We start from the raw sequence: 16,897 nt of genomic DNA, 5'->3' as shown, positions 1-16,897 counted from the left end.
CTTGAAGATTACCAGGTCTGATCTCCATGGTTTGACAATCGCTTTAGAAATGTGCACAGCACACCGCCACTCCACAGCCCTCACTCCTACCGGGACGAATCGATTTTGGACATTCAAGGTGGTAGTGCGGATTCCGTATATCATTCATACAGTAGAGGAATTATATGAGTAGTGAGACAAATAAGAAGGCTGGCGAGGTCAGCCTTTTTTCTAAGATTAACTATATATTCGACAAGAAGCAGAAGGGGCAGCTTGTTATACTGGGAATTCTGATTCTGATCGGCGGTGTATTTGAGACGCTTAGTGTATCGATGATGCTGCCGGTGGTGTCGACTATAATTGACCCGGAGTCGCTCCATAAGGCAATCGATAAGAGCGAGAAATTGCAGTGGGTAGTGAATTTCTTCGGGCTGTATGATGATGTGAAGATTGCAATAGCGCTGCTGGTTCTGTTGATGGTTATGTTTGTGGTTAAGAATGCATATCTTCTTTTCCTTATTCACAGGCAGAATACGTTTGTTGCAAGAGCACGTAATGACATGATCAGCAGGGTAATGAGAGAGTTTCTGAACAGGCCCTACGAGGACTATCTTGGAGCTGATATACCCACTGTTTTCAGAATAACGGATTCGGATATTCCAAGAGTCTTTTCACTGGTTCTTGCTATGCTGTCCTTATCCACAGAGCTGGTGGTGTCGACCTGTCTGGGAATCGTGCTGCTGTTTGTTAACTGGCAGATGACGGTGCTTATGGTGTTTGTACTTCTGGTAATGACCTTTATCAGTACCAAGATACTTAAGCCAAGGCTCAATAACATCGGAAGAAAGAATCAGGAGACCCAGTCAAGGATAGCTAAGTGGAGAATTCAGGCTATCTATGGTCTTAAGGATGTTAAGGTACTTAACAGGCAGGATTTCTTTATCAGGAACTACTATGAATCAGGTAAGACAGGAGCAAATATTGCAAGGGACTATGCGGTTCTTAATTCTGTTCCAAGGCTTATGATCGAGACCGTGTTTATGGTCACTGTGCTTATGTTTATCCTGGTTTATATTGTAAGGGGCGGAGACGTATCTCTGCTTATCCCTCAGTTGACAGCTTTTGGTGTTGCGGCGGTTCGTATCATGCCTTCCGCAAACCGTATAAATACCTATATTACAGAGATTGCTTATGAGCAGTACAGTCTTGATTTCGTATATGAGAATCTGACCGAGTCTATGAAGACTGACAAGGCTATGAGAGCTGAGAGAGCTGCGATTGCAGGTCCGGAGCTTCATCTTAAGGATAAGATCGAGCTTAAGAATATTACTTTTGCATATCCCGATGCGGATACGAACATTTTTACCGATGCCAATATGGTGGTGCCTAAGGGCAAATCCGTTGGTATCATGGGTCCTTCCGGCGCAGGTAAGTCCACTGTAGTAGATATTCTCCTTGGACTGTTGCATGTTAAGAGCGGCGAGATCCTGTGCGACGGCAGCAATATTTTCAGTAACTATGAGTCATGGCTTGCACAGATCGGATACATTCCTCAGTCTATTTATCTGGTGGATGAGTCGATCAGGGACAATATCGCCTTTGGTATTGATGCTAAGGAGATTGATGATAAGAGAATCTGGGAAGTATGCGAAGAGGCACAGCTTGCTGACTTTATCAGGACACTGCCTGAAGGACTTGATACAACAATCGGTGACAGAGGTGTAAGGCTCTCCGGTGGACAGAGACAGCGTATCGGTATCGCAAGAGCTCTGTATCACAATCCTGAGATTCTTGTATTTGACGAGGCTACATCTGCTCTTGATAACGAGACAGAGGCAGCAGTTATGGAGGCAATCAACGGCTTCCACGGCAAGAAGACAATGGTTATCATTGCCCACAGACTTAATACCATCGCAGACTGCGATATCATCTATGAAGTTAAGGATGAGAAGGTATTTGAGACTTCATTAGAGGGCAGAACGATTATACAATAAAAGATCAACCGATCAGTATTAGATTTATTGGTGCAAATATGATAGGAACCGAATTAATTAAAGGATATGGGCTTGGGAACCAACTCTTTTTCTATATAGTGACCAGATGTATCGCTGAGGAAAAGGGCGTGCCCTTTGGATTTGTGAATCCCGAGCAGATAGGCAATGTTTTTCATTCCAACAAGGGAATGTACTTCATGGATATCGACATGGGCACTGAGATTCCCAGGGAGGATATGGAGAAGTTCAAGATATATCATGAGCAGGATGACAGGCTGTTTATGGGTAACTCAGTTCATGATATGACCAACGGCTGTTACATCAGCGGCGCAGATCCACAGCTCATGGGAGTTGAGGATAACACCATTGTATACGGCAATATGCAGGATCAGTCCTATTTTGAGAAGTACAGGGACAAGATCCGTGAATGGCTCCATGTAAGGGAAGAGGCAGAATCCTACGAGTACACAGCAGATGACCTCTGCATTATCAATATGCGCGGCGGCGAGTATACGAGCTGTCCGGAGCTGTTTCTTGACAGGCGCTATTGGCTGAATGCCATAGGGAACATGAAGAAGATCAATCCCAATATGAGATTCATGATCATCACCGAGGATGAGGAGGCAGCCAAAAAGGTTCTTCCGGAGTATGAATGTCATCACTTCGACATGGGCAAGGATTATGTGACCATCAAGAACGCAAGATATCTTATCTTGTCCAATTCCTCTTTTTCACTGATGCCGGTTATGTCCAGCACGGAGCTTAAATATGCCATTGCTCCCAAGTACTGGGCAAGACACAACATTTCGGACGGTTTCTGGTCTTCGGAGCAGAATATATATACCTTCCTGACTTACCAGGACAAAAAAGGCAGACTCTTCTCAGCAGAGGAGTGCAGGAAGGAGCTTGAGGAGTACAAGAAGCGTTCGGCGCTGTATGCAAGACGAAATGTACGCCCGGGCAAGGTGAGAACTTTCTTCCAGCATATCAGAAGGAAGCTTATCTACGGTGTGTTCTATGGGAAAAAGATCTGGCGCAGCCTTCAGAGAAGAACAGGGATTATTAAGACTTATGCCGGCTGACAATTACACCTAAATCAATAACTCCCGCAGCCATCAAAGATATGCGAGCCAGGCTCTCCATGACACAGAAGGAATTCGCTGAATTCATCGGTGTTTCCAAACCTACGGTAGAGAGGTGGGAAATGGGAGATAAGGAAATAACGGGGCCGGTAACTCTTTTACAGCAGATGAGGAAATATAAGTATTTGTTTAAATAGGAATATATGGATAAAAAGAAGATACAACTTCCGAATGTGACTCTGGTGGCCATGACCAGTGTTGATATATATGAGACGGTTAAGGCCATGAAGTACAGTATGCGGGGCATTGAGTTTGGAGACGCAGTGCTGATAACTCATAAGAAGCCCTGGTACTTGCCTAAGAATATCAGATATTCACATACGGACAAGCTTGATAATATTGACAAATTTAATTACAAGATGACCTACGAACTGGGGGATCATATTAATACCGATTTTGCCCTGATAGTTCATGCGGACGGCTTCGTTATACATCCGGAGAACTGGAGAGATGAGTTCCTTGAGTACGACTATATCGGATCTCCCTGGCCGCTTCCCCGGAATGATTATGCTTACAGGGACAGCAATGGCAATATCTGCCGCGTCGGCAACTCAGTATCCATCAGGTCCAAGAGGCTTATGGAGTTTCCGAAAAAGTACGACCTGCCCTGGGTCAAGGTCTATGACGGCTTCTACAACGAGGATATTTTTATCTGCTGTCATTCCAAGAACCGCATGGAGGAGGAAGGCCTTAGGTGGGCGCCCTTCGAGCTGGCGGTTCAGTTCGGAAGAGAGCATCCCCTGCCGGAGAATAAGGGCGTGGAACCCTTTATCTTCCACAAGTGGTGGGGAGAAAATGAGGGCTATCCCAGATTCTACAGCCCGAAGAAACGCCTTAAGAGGATGATCAGACCCCTTCTTTTCTGGAGAAAGACCAGAAAGTGGAAAGAGGAGCACGGTATTACATGAGTGTGAAGTTTACGGTGATTGTGCCCGTTCACAACGGTGAGAAATACATAGACGATCTGATGGGCTCTGTTCTGTGTCAGGTGGACGAAGAGGAAGATAACCTCGAGGTCATCCTGGTGGAGAACGGCTCCGAGGATGTTACGCCCGCTATCTGCGACAGATATGCTGAGGAATATGAGTGTGTAAGAGCGCTTCACTTTGGTCCTATCGGTGCCTACAGAGCCCGCAGGGAGGGCATGAGAGCAGCGAGCGGCGATTACCTTGTTTTTGCAGATGTGGACGACATGGTGTCTGACAAGCTGATAGATGAGCTTACCCGCTACATTCTCTTTTTTAACGAGAGAGGGAAAAGACCGGATGTCATATTGTACAACGCAGCTACGGATGACAATAGGGATAAGCGGATGTTTGGCTTCGAATTTGAAGAGAACAAGCTCTACTCCGATAAGACGGCCTTTTACAAGCTGATGCAGTTAAACGATTCCCTGAATGCCCTGTGGAACAAGGCGATTTCATCGGGGCTGGCAGCAAGGATACTGGAAGAGGAGAGCGGTTCCCACGAGGAAAAGTCTTTTAACCACGGCGAAGACCTGCTTCAGACCGCAGAGATACTGGATAAGGCAGGTTCCATCGCATATCTTGACAGTATCCTGTATTATTACAGAGAGAATAACAGCGGACTTACAGGGGGATATCATCGCGATGCGCTGGAGAATCAGGTCAAGGCCTGGAGCGCTTTCGATGAGTATGCAGCCAAATGGTCCGGTGATACTTACCTGGGGCTTATAGATGAGAGGAAGACTCTCACCTGCTGCATTAGTGTGGCCAAGCTGATATATTCCGGGATTCCCGGCGGTGACAAGAAAAGAGACCTGGCCGCTATTTTGGAGGATCCTTTCTACAGGACCTATGCTGCGGGCAAGCTCCCTGACTGGGCTCCGGAGGAGAGCGTTTTTGTCCACAAGCTGATGATGGCGGATAAGCCAATGAAGGAACTTCTTGCTTCAGGCAGGAGCTTCCGCTTCAGACAGACCATCAAGGGTCTGATCAGGAGAAAGAAATGAATTTATGAATAAGAGCAGGTAACTATGGTTTACGATTGCATACCTTTTTTTAACGAAATAGACATACTTAAGATGAGGCTCAGGATACTGGATCCTTACGTTGATAAGTTCATCATTGAGGAGTCCACCATGACCTTCTCCGGAGAGGATAAGGAGCTGTGTTTTGAGAAGAACAAGCACCTCTTCAGGGAGTTCCTTCACAAGATAGAGTACGTGGTGGTGACGGATACTCCCAAGGTCGCCAAGACCCATGAGAGGGACTACTTCCAGAAGAACTATCTGCTGAAGGGCCTTAGGGCAGCGGGAGCTACGCAGTCGGATGTTATTATATTCGGTGATTGTGATGAGATCCCAAATCCCAGGGTACTTAAGGAGATTATCGATAACTTCGATGCGACCAAGGTCTATCACCTGGCGCAGCGTAACTTCTACGCATTCCTCAATATGGAGGAGAAGTCGGGCAAGCTCCTTTCAATAACGGGCGATTTTCCTAAGATCAAGGAAGAGGACAGGAAGTGGCTTGGAACCAAGGTCACATCCCTTCAGAACATTCCTAAGGAGGGGATCGTAAGACTTCGCGATCTGGTGTCGGTGTGCGACAAGAGGTCCGTCAGAGTTGCGGACGGAGGCTGGCACTTCGGTTACATGGGAGGAGATCATGAGACCAATCCGGTGGAGCGAATCGGAGTCAAGGTCAAGGCAGCAGCCCATCAGGAATACAACGACAGAGAGATACTGGCGGAGACCATGGACAGACTTATCCTTGGACAGGACATCTTCGGAAGGGACGCCAGATTTGAGAGGGTGGAGATAGATGAGTCCTACCCTGAATATATCAGGGAGAACAAGGATGAGCTGAGCTATCTTATAATGCCGCCTATTACTGCTTTTTCCAGATTTACACACAAGCTGGATATCACAGTGGGGAGGTTTCTTAGGAAGGCATATCATAAGATACTTAGAACAATAAGACGGGGAAAAGTTGCGAAATAGCCTATGGACGTTTTGATGAGATATTTCACGGAAACTAACAGAACCAAGATTGCCAGATTCTTCTTTGACCTGGCCCTTTTGGTGGAGCTGGTGGAGATGATAGCGGAGAAAAGTGAGCTGGTCTTCTCCATGGAGAGTCATATATTCAGGATAACTTTCCTGCTCACCTTCGCTGCGGTGCTGCTTAAGAAGCATAACCTCAAGGAATGGGCGATCATTCTGGCAGTGTGGGTGTTCACATTTATCTGCTACAGGATCACCGGCCGCAATGAGCTGCTGAGATTTGCGACCTTTGCCATGGCAGCCTGCGACATCGATCTTGAGAGGGCGATGAAATATACCTTCTACGTATGCATGGCGGGATTTACCGTGATAGTGCTGCTGGCGGTGTTTGGAATTCTGGGTAATGTCAGTATGGTTGCTGACTACGGAAGAGATAATGCGCAGGAGCTCAGGTACGTATTTGGCTTTGGCCATCCCAATACTCTGTATGGCTGTGCCTATGCACTGATCCTTTTGTGGATATGGATATATGGCAAAAAAGCGGGGCTGTGGCAGTTCATTGCGCTCTTTGCCGTGAATGTGGTGCTGTATTATGTGACTGTATCAAGAACCAGCCTTGCGATTGGAATGTTTACTCTTTTGATGGCAGTGATCGTGAGATTTGCAGAGCCTATAAGGAAATGGTGGATAACATATGTTATGGCCGGGCTGATCACTCCTATCGCCTGCGTTGTGTTCTCATGGTGGGCAGCAAGTGTCAGTGAACTTCCAAGATTTCATATGGACACCAAGAGAGAGCTCAGAATCAACAAGTTGGACGTAATTCTCAATAACAGGATTCAGGATCTGTACAGAGGAAGCACAAGACATGCCGGTTCCCTTGAGACCTGGAAGCTTTTTTCGGACAGACTCAGCGAAGAGTATTTCGATATGGGCTGGGTAAGACTCTTTTACTGGTACGGAATAATACCGACGGTGCTTATATGCCTGCTGATAGCCATGATGCTGTATGTCTGCTACAAAAAGAGGGATATGCAGACCGTGGTTGTGCTGGTGTCAATGTCGGTGTATACGGTGATCGAGGCAACCTTTGTTTCGGTTTACATCGGAAGAAATTTCATGCTCCCGGTGCTGGGAGTGTATATGTGGCAGCTTGTCCGTGGGCAGCTTAAGGCTACACAGCAGCCGCAATAAGTAAGTATTTGCTTAGTAAAGAACGGGGAATAATATGACACAGAATGTCAGAAAGACGCTTTTTTACATATTGATATTTGTGACCTTCATGGGGGTAATGATCTATGAGTTTCTGACGCCCTACATGTCCGACGATATAGTGTACGGAGATGCGGTGGCGGGAGCGGGGAACTTCTTTGATCTGTTTTCTCAGGAATATGCTCATTACATCGATCATACCGGTAGGAGCGTTGCTCATTTCATGCTGAGAGTTTTTCTCTTTACCGGTGCCAAGGCAGTGTTTAATGTGGGCGCAGCTGCAGCTTTTACCGGACTGGCCCTTCTTGTTTATTCCAATGTATCGGGCAAAAAAGAGAGCGATGTAAGGCTCTTTGCCCTGATAATCCTCATGTTCTGGCTGCTTGATCCCGCCATCAGCAACACGGTGTTCTGGGAGTCGGGAGCCTGCAACTATCTGTTCACAACAACGATAATAATGGGATATCTGACCCTGTACAGGAAGAAACCGGGCAGTAATATTCCCTGGACTATAGGGATGTTTGTACTGGGAGTTCTGGCGGGCTGGTGCAATGAGAACACCTCCGGCGGGCTTATCCTTTTTGAACTGATCCTTGTGGGCTATATGTATTTTCATGAGAAAAAGAGCCTGTCCTTCCTTACGGCGCCTATGGTCAGCGGATTCGTGGGAACTGTGGCGGGATTCGTAATGCTCCTTTTATCACCCGGTAACTACGGAAGGCTGGACATTCTTGAGGAGGAGCACACTGGGCTGATGGCTCTGGCGGCAAGATTCCTTAAGATAACACTCAATATCAAAAACAATTATCTGGTGCTTGTGATCGCGCTGATCCTGGGGCTGGTGGTTATTTTCTATTTATCCGAGGATGTCAAGGAATTTTGGGAAAAGAGTAAGAGCATCATCATGTTCGGCGTGTTGTTTGTAGCTACCTGTTATGCGCTTATCATGGTGCCTTCATCAGAGCTCAGGTCCTACTACGGAGCAAGCATCTTCCTGATGACGGGAGTTTGCCAGGCGGTTGTGACGACTATGGAACTGCTTATTAGTAAGAGCAGAGAGAGCGTTATCAAGAAGCTGTCGGAGTCGGCCTATACGGGACTTGTGATGTGCGGTCTTATTTTCCTGGTGCTGACCTATATTGAGGACGGAGCCAATCTTGCCAGGATCAAGAGAGAGTTCGACGAAAGAGATGCATACCTCCAGCAGATGGCTGATGCAGGCGAGGTTGACGTGTATGCGCCAAAGCTTCGCCCCGAGTGGGATAACAGGTTCTCAATGGCCTATGTATCGGATATTGAGGCGGACTACCACTACTGGATCAATACCTTCTATGCAAGCCACTTCCACTTAGACACAGTCTCGGGAGTTGAGAGAGAGGACTGGACAGAGTACTGATGGGAGATAAAAAAGAAGTTTTGTTTAGCATAATAATCCCTGTTTATCAGGCAAAAGGCACACTTAAGCGGTGTGTCTTATCTTGTTTAGACCAAAAGTATGTGGAAGACGGGGAGATGGAGATAATCCTTGTGGATGACGGCTCCACCGATGGCAGCGGAGAGCTCTGCGATGAGCTGGCCGGGGAGTACGGGCTTACGGTGGTGCATACCGGGAACTGCGGAGTGTCCCATGCAAGGAATATCGGAATTGAGCGGGCCACAGGAAGATTCGTGGTGTTCGTTGACTCGGATGATGAGCTTAAGGATGAGTTTCTGGATAACTGCCTTAAGTATGCGGATGAGGGCACGGTCCTGGTGGATGAGACCGATAGCTACAGAAGTACGTCCAAGATAAGCGGATACGGATATATAGAGAATTCAATCTTAAATGCCAATACCCATGTGTGGGGCAAACTCTTTAGCCTGGAGGCTCTGAACTCGGGGAAGGTGAGGTTCCCTGAGGGGCTGACTATTGGCGAGGATCTGATATTTTTGCTGGATTTTGCACTGGCGCAGGAGAAGAAGAGAAATATCAGGTGTATTTCTATGGAGCACTATGTGTACACGAATAATGCGGAAGGCGCCATGAACAGGGCCTTCAAGGAGAGCTATCTGGACCAGATAACCTGCTGGAAGATGGCGGAAGAGAGGATACTGCCGGCAGCGGAGTTCATATCGCCCTATACACTGGTGGCACTGGCGACCTGTCAGATAATGACTGCTATGCTGGTGGTAGAGAAACTGGCAATGGCAGGTCAGGGCAAGGTGGACAAGGATATTGCGGGGCTTGCCGTTACGCAGGTTAAGGAGCAGATAACACATGCTCTTAAAACGAGAGGAGCCTATGCGGCACTGCCTGCGGCTCACAAGCTTAAAGTTGCGGTGTTCAGAATAAGTCCGGAGCTGTATATGAAGCTCTACGGAAGACTTAAGGGAGTTAACTGATCTTGGAAAATATTAATCTTAACAGACCAATTATCATGTATATGCACGCAGGAAGCGGCAATCACGGGTGCGAGGCAATTGCTGACAGTACCTTAAGGCTTATCTACAGGCTCAGGAAGGAAAGCGAATTTCCCGGAGCCTGCACGGCTTATCCCGTCATTCTTGTGACCAACAGTGAGGCACAGGACAGGAAGTATTACCTCAAGGATCTGGAGGATATGGGACTCTGCGTCATTGTGGAGGAGAAGCATATCGACAGGAATTTTATCAATCATGTGCTGTACTACGGCTGGCGCAAGATAACGGGCGATAGGGAATCCTTCCAGAGATATAGGTTTGCGCCTGCTTTCAAGGAGTACAAGGCTTATAAGCAGGAGGGGGTTAAGCCTCTTGCAATCTCAATTGGAGGAGATAACTACTGTTATCCGGAGATGGTACAGGATCTGATTCTGGCGGACAATGTTTTTCGCAAGAGGGGATTTGAGACCATTCTCTGGGGCTGTTCTATTGAGCCGGATTCACTTAAGGACAAGGCTCTTTTGCAGGATCTGATGGGATTTGAGAAGATATTTGCGCGTGAGTCCATAACATATGATGCGCTATTGTCGGCAGGGTTATCTGCGGATAAGCTGGTGCTTAGAAAGGACCCTGCGTTTGAGCTTGAGACTCAGGCGCCGGAGAAGTATCCCGAGGGCTTTATACCGGGCAAGATGGTGGGCATTAACTTAAGTCCCATGGTGCAGGAGAGGGAGTCGCAACCGGGAATTACCATGGAGTGCTACAAGAATCTCATCCGTTATGTATTGGATAACACGGATAATAATATTGCTCTGGTGCCTCATGTGGTGTGGGCAGGAAGCGATGACAGGAAGCCCCTTGGGGAGCTGTACAAGGCTTTTGCAGATACGGGAAGAGTTGTGATGCTGGAGGATGCACCGGCGGAGGAGCTTAAGGGCTATATTGCTGCCTGCAACTTTTTTGTAGGAGCAAGGACTCATAGTACTATCGCAGCTTACAGTAGCGGGGTTAAGACGCTGGTCATCGGTTATTCTGTTAAGAGTAGGGGAATTGCCAAGGACCTCTTTGGAACCATTGACGGGTACGTACTTCCGGTGCAGGAACTGTCCAATCCGCAGGCACTGGTTGAGGCTTACGTTAACTATAAAAAGTGAGGGGATGAAGGATGCTTATTATTCAGATAGCAGGCGGTCTGGGCAATCAGATGCAGCAGTACGCCTTATACAGAAAGCTCCTTAAATATCACCCGGATGGGGTGAGGCTGGACCTGTCCTGGTTCGACAGCGAGGTTCAGAAGAATATGCTGGCCAAAAGAGAGTTTGAGCTGGCTCTTTTCAAGGGGCTTCCCTATATTGAGTGTAAGCCGGAGGAGAGGGCTGCTTTTCTTGATAGGAACGCTGCTCAGAAACTGTCGGGGAAGGTGCTTAAGAAGCTGGGACTCAGAGACAATGCCAATCCCAATGTCTTTGAAGAGAGCAGGATGTTCCATCCGGAGATCTTTGAACTTGATAATAAGTACATCATTGGCTATTTTGCATGCCAGAAGTACTACGACGATATAATGGGGGATCTGTGCAATCTTTTTGAATTCCCCGAGCATTTGGATCCGGAGCTGGAGAAAAAGAATCTGGAGCTTATTTCCAAAATGGAGAAGGAGAACAGCGTCAGCGTTCATATCAGGCGTGGTGACTATCTTGATCCGGAGAATTTCAAGATTTTGGGGAATATTGCGACGGATGAGTATTATGAGAGTGCGATGAAGTATTTTGAGGACAGATACGAGAAGGTGCACTTCTATATTTTTACCAGCGATCATGAGTACGCAAGGGAGCATTTTGCCGATGAGTCCAAATATACGATTGTGGATTGGAATACGGGAAAGGACAGCCTTCAGGACGTGAGGCTCATGAACCATTGTCTGGGGAATATCTGCGCCAATTCAACCTTCAGCTTCTGGGGAGCAAGGCTGAATCAGAGGCAGGACAAGGTCATGATAAGGACCTACAAGATGAGGAACAATCAGCCGGTGGATCCGGATACCATGCATGATTACTGGAAGGGCTGGATTCTGATCGACGAGACAGGCAGGGAAGTATAAATGGGAAGAACCAAGCAGGCGGCAAGGAATATAGCATTCGGATATGTGGGACAGATAGCGACAGCGCTGATGTCGTTTATTTTGCGTACCATTTTTATCCACCATCTGAATGAGGAGCTGCTGGGAATCAACAGTTTGTACACCAATGTGCTGTCTATTCTTAATATGGCGGAGCTGGGAATCGGAACGGCGCTTAATTTCTCGCTCTACGGGCCGGTGGCCAGGGGTGAGAAGGAGAAGATCAAGTCCTACATGCAGCTCTACAGGAAGGCCTATCATGTGATCGCTATGGTGGTAGCGGGTGTGGGCCTTGCGCTGGTGCCTTTTTTGGAGTACATGGTGAAAAAACCGGGGTGCATAACCAAGAGGGACATGGTGCTGTACTACCTGATCTTCCTGTTCAATACGGTCAGCAGCTATTTTGTGGCCTATAAGTACAGCCTGGTCAATGCGCAGCAAAAGAATTACATTCAGACGAATATCAATACGATAACTAAGATCGCAGTGGTTTTTTGCCAGATTATTGTGGTGCTGACGACGGGGAATTTCTATCTGTTCCTGATTGTTGATGCGGTGCTGCAGCTGATACAGAAGATATTTGTGTCGAGGTATCTGGATAAGCTCTATCCGTACCTGAGGGAGCGGAATATTGATCCGCTGACTAAGGAGGAGAGCGATACCGTATGGAGTAAGACCGGGGCGCTGGTGTTCCATAAGGTGGGGGATGTGGCGAGGCTTCAGACCGATGCGCTGATCATTTCCTCTTTTATCGAAGTTACGATGGCGGGAGTTGTGGACAACTATAACATGGTGGTCAGCACGGTTTCCAATTTCGTTAATATCATCTTTAATTCGGTTATTTCGGGATTTGGCAATCTTATTGCGACGGAGTCCAAGGAAAAGCAGTACGATATGTTCAGGGTTTACCGCTTTTTTGCTTCGTGGGTCTACGGCTTTTCGGCGGTGGGCTTTATGGTGCTATTGACGCCCCTTGTGAAGGTGTGGCTGGGAGATGGATGGATACTGGCTCCGGCGGCGGTGTACTGTTTTTTGACGGATTATTATTTTAAAGGGGACAGGATTGTCCTTAGCAACTACAAGACGGCGGCGGGAGTGTTCGAGCAGGACAAGTATCTGGCGCTGATCCAGGGCGCTGTGAATCTGGTGATCTCTATTGTGCTGGTGCAGACGCCGCTGGGAATCACGGGGGTGTATATTGGCACGGTGGTTTCGGGACTTATCGCCAATATTACCAAGCCGGTGATCATTTATAAGGCGTGCTTTGACAGGAGCGCCGGGGAGTATTTTGTGGATACAGTGAAGTACCTGGCGAGTATGGTGGCGGTGCTGGCAGTGTGCAATTATGTGAGCACTTTTGTGCTCAGGAGCATGAACTATGGCACTATCGTGCTGATGGCGCTTATCATCACCGTGATCTTTAACGGAACTTATTTTGTGCTGTACGGACGCACCCCTGAGTTCAAGTACCTCGTGGGGAAGGTGAAGGAGAGACTTCACTTTAGTTAAATAAAGTGCCTGTCACTTCAGTGGGGCATAGTGCCTGTCACTTTAGTGAATGAAAGGGAGTCGGGATGACGAGAGAGGATAGGGTTAAGAAAATAATACATGAAGCGGCGAGGCAGCTGCATGACATAATGAATGTTACGCCGGCGCAGGCGGCGAAGGATGTGGTGAAAAGGGCAATCGGGAGAAGTACGAGGACCAAGGATCCGCTGTTTTGGCCGGCGGGAATGCTGATGCTGGGGCTGGTGCAGGCGGCAAAGTGGTGCGAAGAAAAGGCTGTGGAAGGAAAGGCTGAGGCCGCAAGCGGGAACGAGAAGTTTATTCAGGTTCGTGATGCTATACTCCATGCACTTAACGCACATACGCAGCTGTGGCTTCAGAAGTATGACGGAAGGCTGGACTATGTGGATGATGCCCTGGCGGGAGTGGCTTTTGTCAGGCTCTATGAGATGACAGGGTATGACCAGTACAAGAAGGCTGCGGACAGGATTGCGGAATATCTGGACAAGGCTCCGGTGGATGCTGAGGGTGCGATATTATATAACGGAGGCAGGAGCAGGAATATTTTTGTGGACGGCATCGGGCAGGTCAGCATGTTCTATGCGGTGTATTCCGGGATGAGCCCTGAGAATGCAGGATATCTGGACAAGGCGGCTAAGCAGCTTCTTAGTTTCAGAAAATATGGAATGGATCAGAAGTCAGGACTTAACTATCATGGCTATGAACTGTTGGAAGAGAAAGCAGGGTCCGGTGAAGGAGATGGACTTCGATGTGAGAAAAAGGGTCTTCTTGGCTGGGGCAGGGCCTTTGGCTGGCTGATGATGGGACTGTCGGAGACGGCAGCTCTTATGTATGACAGAGTTGGTGACCGCGGGGAAATAATAGGCTGGTACAAAGAACTGGCTGAACTTGCGGCGGAGTATCAGCGTAGCGACGGTGGTTTCAGCTGGCAGCTGCAGGCGGTTGAGGGGCATATTGATATGTCGGCGACCGGAATGATCACCTATGGGCTGGAGAGGGGCTTGCAGGCTGGGATTTTGGGAGATACGGCTGTGGAAGGAAATGATGCTGAGGGAGATGCTGCGACAGGAAGTGGTTCTGAGGATTCTGTTCCGATTCGTGAAGTTGTTCTCAGAGCGCAGAAGTCTATGTATGCCAATTCTACAAATGGTATTGTAACGGAGGCTCTTAGTTCCTGCGATGATTTCGGAGTTCACTATCAGACCTATGGAACGTATCCCTGGGGGCAGGGTGCGGTGCTGCTTTCGCTGACTGCGGAAGCGTAAGGCGATAGTGATATCTGTATTAACATGAATACATAGAAAAGCCAGAGACCGGTCAACCTGGACGTCAGCCTCTGGCTTTATTTTTTTGTTTAGTTTGTGCTGTGTATCTATGCTGCTTGGTTCATGCTGTTTTGAATAAACTTGCAAACCCGATAACTATTAGAATCGGGAGTGCTATGTAGACCATTCCGCCCAGAACCATTCCCACCAGAATAAGGGGCAGGAACATGATGAAAAAGATCGCCTTCATCAGACTCCAGGACGCTCTGAAAGCAAAATCTATGAGCTTTCCGAAGATTATGAAAAAAAGAATGAAGAAAAGTATTTCCATAACTCTCACCTCCTTATTGTGTATAGAAACAACTATTTCTTTATCTGATGAAATGATTATAGGCGGAATGATGATATACAAAAATATCTGATATCGAGAATTACAGGACTGTATTTCCACTTTTTTGCCAATGAAAGTTATCGAAATATGGGGGATGTGGACAGAAGCGAAGCCGGACGACGGGACAGTCATCCGGCTTCTCATGTGTTGTGAAAGATTGACCTATGCATAGTCAATTGTAGCGATATTGCGAGTATCGCTAATACTATTATACGATATTATGAGTATATTACAATCGGGTAAGATATTCTGAGGAGGAAGTTTGTACATTTTTTGGTTTGCTATGTACTTTTTTTACATATAATTAATATGATATAGGTGCCAAAAGTCATAAATGCGTACATGCTGGCATGTTAAGCATTTTGACTTTATGACACGAATTAATATGTCGGGTTATGCAGAAAAAAGGAGATTCTATGCGAAGAATAATATCAGCGCTTGTTGCGGTTGCAGTTATATTGGGAAGTCTTGCGGGGGTAAGGCCGATACAGGTCAGGGCGGAGGAAGTCACGGCTTCTTCGGTGCATGCGGCGATCAAGACCGGGTGGAATCTGGGGAATTCGCTGGATGCGCATCACAAGAAGAGCATGAAGGTAGGGGAGCCCAATCTTGATCACGAGACCATCTGGGGGCAGCCCAAGGTGACTAAGGCGCAGATAGATTATGTGGCGTCACTTGGTTTTAACGCCATCAGGGTGCCGGTGACCTGGTACAACCACACCTACAGGGATGCTACGGGCACGTTGCACATCAGGCAGGAGTGGCTGGCGAGGGTCAGGGAGGTGATTGACTATTGCCTTGCGGACAATCTCTATGTGTTTATGGATACGCATCATGACAAGGAGCTGATCTATGCAGGGGTGTCCGAGGAAGAACTGGCGCAGGTTAAGAGCGATGCGGCGTCGCTGTGGAGGGAGATCGCGAGCTATTTTGCAGACGCTGATCACAAGTTGATCTTTGAGAGCTACAACGAGGTTGATAATCATGTGAAGTACTGGCAGTACGGCGAGAAGGCGGCCAGGCAGATGAATGAGCTGAATCAGGTTTTTGTGGATACGGTTCGCAGCACCGGTGGCAAGAATGCGGACAGGGTGCTGATGGTGCCGACGCTCCTTGATCATAACAGCGGAGAGTCGCTGAACAAATTTGTTCTTCCGAAGGATTCGGTTAAGGATAGAATTCTGGTGACGGTGCATTGCTATTCGCAGCAGTATGATCAGGCGGTGGAGGGGATTTTTTCCGGACTGGAGAGTTTTTCCAAGAGGATTGGCGCCAAGGTGATAATCGGTGAGTGGGGATCCACGACGAAATATGCGCCGGCGCAGTACAGAGGAATTCACGCTGCCAACTACGTGGCGAGGGCGGCGGCTCACGGTATCAAGTGCTTTTACTGGGACAACGGCAGTAATTATGCCATTGTGGATAGGACGGCACTGACCTGCAATCAGGATATGATTAATGCGATCATGAATCCGGTGGCGTATACTTCCAATGGTTCTGAGATCGTTTTTGACGGTTCGGATTACCTGTACAAGACTCTTGATCAGACTACGGGCGCCATCAAGGAGGACAAGAGCTGGGGAACGATTCTTCTCACCACCGACGGCTCCGGCAATATCCCGGTTGCCGAGGGGAGCAGCAATTTCTATGTGCAGCTTGTGCGCAGCGGGTCTATGGCGACTCAGGCGATTCATTATATATACATGTTTGATGCAGGGGGGAAGCTCCTGTCCAAGGTAAATGACTGGGGCGGCTTTACCGAGAAGACCGTGGAGATCCCGGCGGGCTGCGCCTACATCCGTATAGGCGTCAATTCCGCCCAGACGGCCACTTCCAAGGCCGCCTATGAGGCAGCCTTCGCCTCCGGCGAAATCGTTGGCTACCTTAAGTTCCGGTAAAAAAT

The 16,897-nt window shown here is 47.9% G+C and carries 15 protein-coding genes; 14 read left to right on the top strand and 1 reads right to left on the bottom strand.

Going from position 1 to position 16,897, the window contains the following annotated elements:
- The first annotated feature begins 164 nt into the window (after nucleotides 1–164).
- The 13 genes from G588_RS0115410 (at nucleotide 165) to G588_RS0115350 (ending at nucleotide 14,603) form a co-directional block, all read left to right on the top strand.
- Nucleotides 165–1,973, top strand: coding sequence for an ABC transporter ATP-binding protein (locus G588_RS0115410; protein ID WP_022779609.1), 1,809 nt, complete (start codon nucleotides 165–167; stop codon nucleotides 1,971–1,973).
- Nucleotides 1,974–2,071: 98 nt separating this feature from the next.
- Nucleotides 2,072–3,055, top strand: coding sequence for a glycosyl transferase (locus tag G588_RS0115405; RefSeq protein WP_242830381.1), 984 nt, complete (start codon nucleotides 2,072–2,074; stop codon nucleotides 3,053–3,055).
- A gap of 41 nt (nucleotides 3,056–3,096) precedes the next feature.
- Complete coding sequence (locus tag G588_RS22185; RefSeq protein WP_022779607.1) at nucleotides 3,097–3,252, top strand: helix-turn-helix domain-containing protein; 156 nt, start codon at nucleotides 3,097–3,099, stop codon at nucleotides 3,250–3,252.
- A gap of 6 nt (nucleotides 3,253–3,258) precedes the next feature.
- Entirely contained in the window at nucleotides 3,259–4,023 is a 765-nt protein-coding gene (locus G588_RS20595) for a DUF5672 family protein (protein ID WP_022779606.1), read from the top strand.
- Nucleotides 4,020–5,087, top strand: a complete 1,068-nt coding sequence (locus G588_RS0115390) for a glycosyltransferase family 2 protein (protein ID WP_022779605.1) — start codon at nucleotides 4,020–4,022, stop codon at nucleotides 5,085–5,087. The genes G588_RS20595 and G588_RS0115390 overlap by 4 nt, the downstream gene beginning before the upstream one ends.
- 24 nt (nucleotides 5,088–5,111) lie before the next feature.
- Complete coding sequence (locus G588_RS0115385; protein WP_022779604.1) at nucleotides 5,112–6,080, top strand: hypothetical protein; 969 nt, start codon at nucleotides 5,112–5,114, stop codon at nucleotides 6,078–6,080.
- Nucleotides 6,081–6,083: 3 nt separating this feature from the next.
- Entirely contained in the window at nucleotides 6,084–7,277 is a 1,194-nt protein-coding gene (locus G588_RS0115380; protein ID WP_155830813.1) for a hypothetical protein, read from the top strand.
- Between the two features lie 34 nt (nucleotides 7,278–7,311).
- Nucleotides 7,312–8,691 carry a DUF3329 domain-containing protein gene (locus tag G588_RS0115375; RefSeq protein WP_022779602.1) on the top strand — a complete coding sequence of 460 codons (1,380 nt, stop codon included), beginning with the start codon at nucleotides 7,312–7,314 and terminating at the stop codon, nucleotides 8,689–8,691.
- Nucleotides 8,691–9,677, top strand: coding sequence for a glycosyltransferase family 2 protein (locus G588_RS0115370; RefSeq protein WP_081644381.1), 987 nt, complete (start codon nucleotides 8,691–8,693; stop codon nucleotides 9,675–9,677). Before G588_RS0115375 ends, G588_RS0115370 begins: the two co-directional genes overlap by 1 nt.
- A gap of 2 nt (nucleotides 9,678–9,679) precedes the next feature.
- Entirely contained in the window at nucleotides 9,680–10,849 is a 1,170-nt protein-coding gene (locus G588_RS20590) for a polysaccharide pyruvyl transferase family protein (protein ID WP_022779600.1), read from the top strand.
- A gap of 11 nt (nucleotides 10,850–10,860) precedes the next feature.
- Nucleotides 10,861–11,793 carry an alpha-1,2-fucosyltransferase gene (locus G588_RS0115360; protein ID WP_022779599.1) on the top strand — a complete coding sequence of 311 codons (933 nt, stop codon included), beginning with the start codon at nucleotides 10,861–10,863 and terminating at the stop codon, nucleotides 11,791–11,793.
- On the top strand, nucleotides 11,794–13,320 hold the full coding sequence (locus G588_RS0115355) for a lipopolysaccharide biosynthesis protein (protein ID WP_022779598.1): 1,527 nt from the start codon (nucleotides 11,794–11,796) through the stop codon (nucleotides 13,318–13,320).
- A 65-nt stretch (nucleotides 13,321–13,385) separates the two neighbouring features.
- A complete protein-coding gene (locus G588_RS0115350) occupies nucleotides 13,386–14,603 on the top strand; it encodes a glycoside hydrolase family 88 protein (RefSeq protein WP_022779597.1) in 1,218 nt (405 codons plus the stop codon).
- A gap of 121 nt (nucleotides 14,604–14,724) precedes the next feature.
- Here the strand turns inward: G588_RS0115350 and G588_RS0115345 are convergent, their stop codons facing one another.
- On the bottom strand, nucleotides 14,725–14,934 hold the full coding sequence (locus tag G588_RS0115345) for a hypothetical protein (RefSeq protein WP_035788705.1): 210 nt from the start codon (nucleotides 14,932–14,934) through the stop codon (nucleotides 14,725–14,727).
- A 476-nt stretch (nucleotides 14,935–15,410) separates the two neighbouring features.
- Between G588_RS0115345 and G588_RS0115340 the strand changes: the two genes are divergently transcribed.
- Nucleotides 15,411–16,892 carry a glycoside hydrolase family 5 protein gene (locus G588_RS0115340; protein ID WP_022779595.1) on the top strand — a complete coding sequence of 494 codons (1,482 nt, stop codon included), beginning with the start codon at nucleotides 15,411–15,413 and terminating at the stop codon, nucleotides 16,890–16,892.
- Nucleotides 16,893–16,897: the final 5 nt, after the last annotated feature.

The organism is Butyrivibrio sp. AE3009 (genome assembly GCF_000420845.1).
GTDB lineage: Bacteria > Bacillota > Clostridia > Lachnospirales > Lachnospiraceae > Butyrivibrio.
The sequence above is the reverse complement of the archived record's forward strand: the minus strand, read 5'-3'. Positions and strand labels throughout refer to the sequence as shown.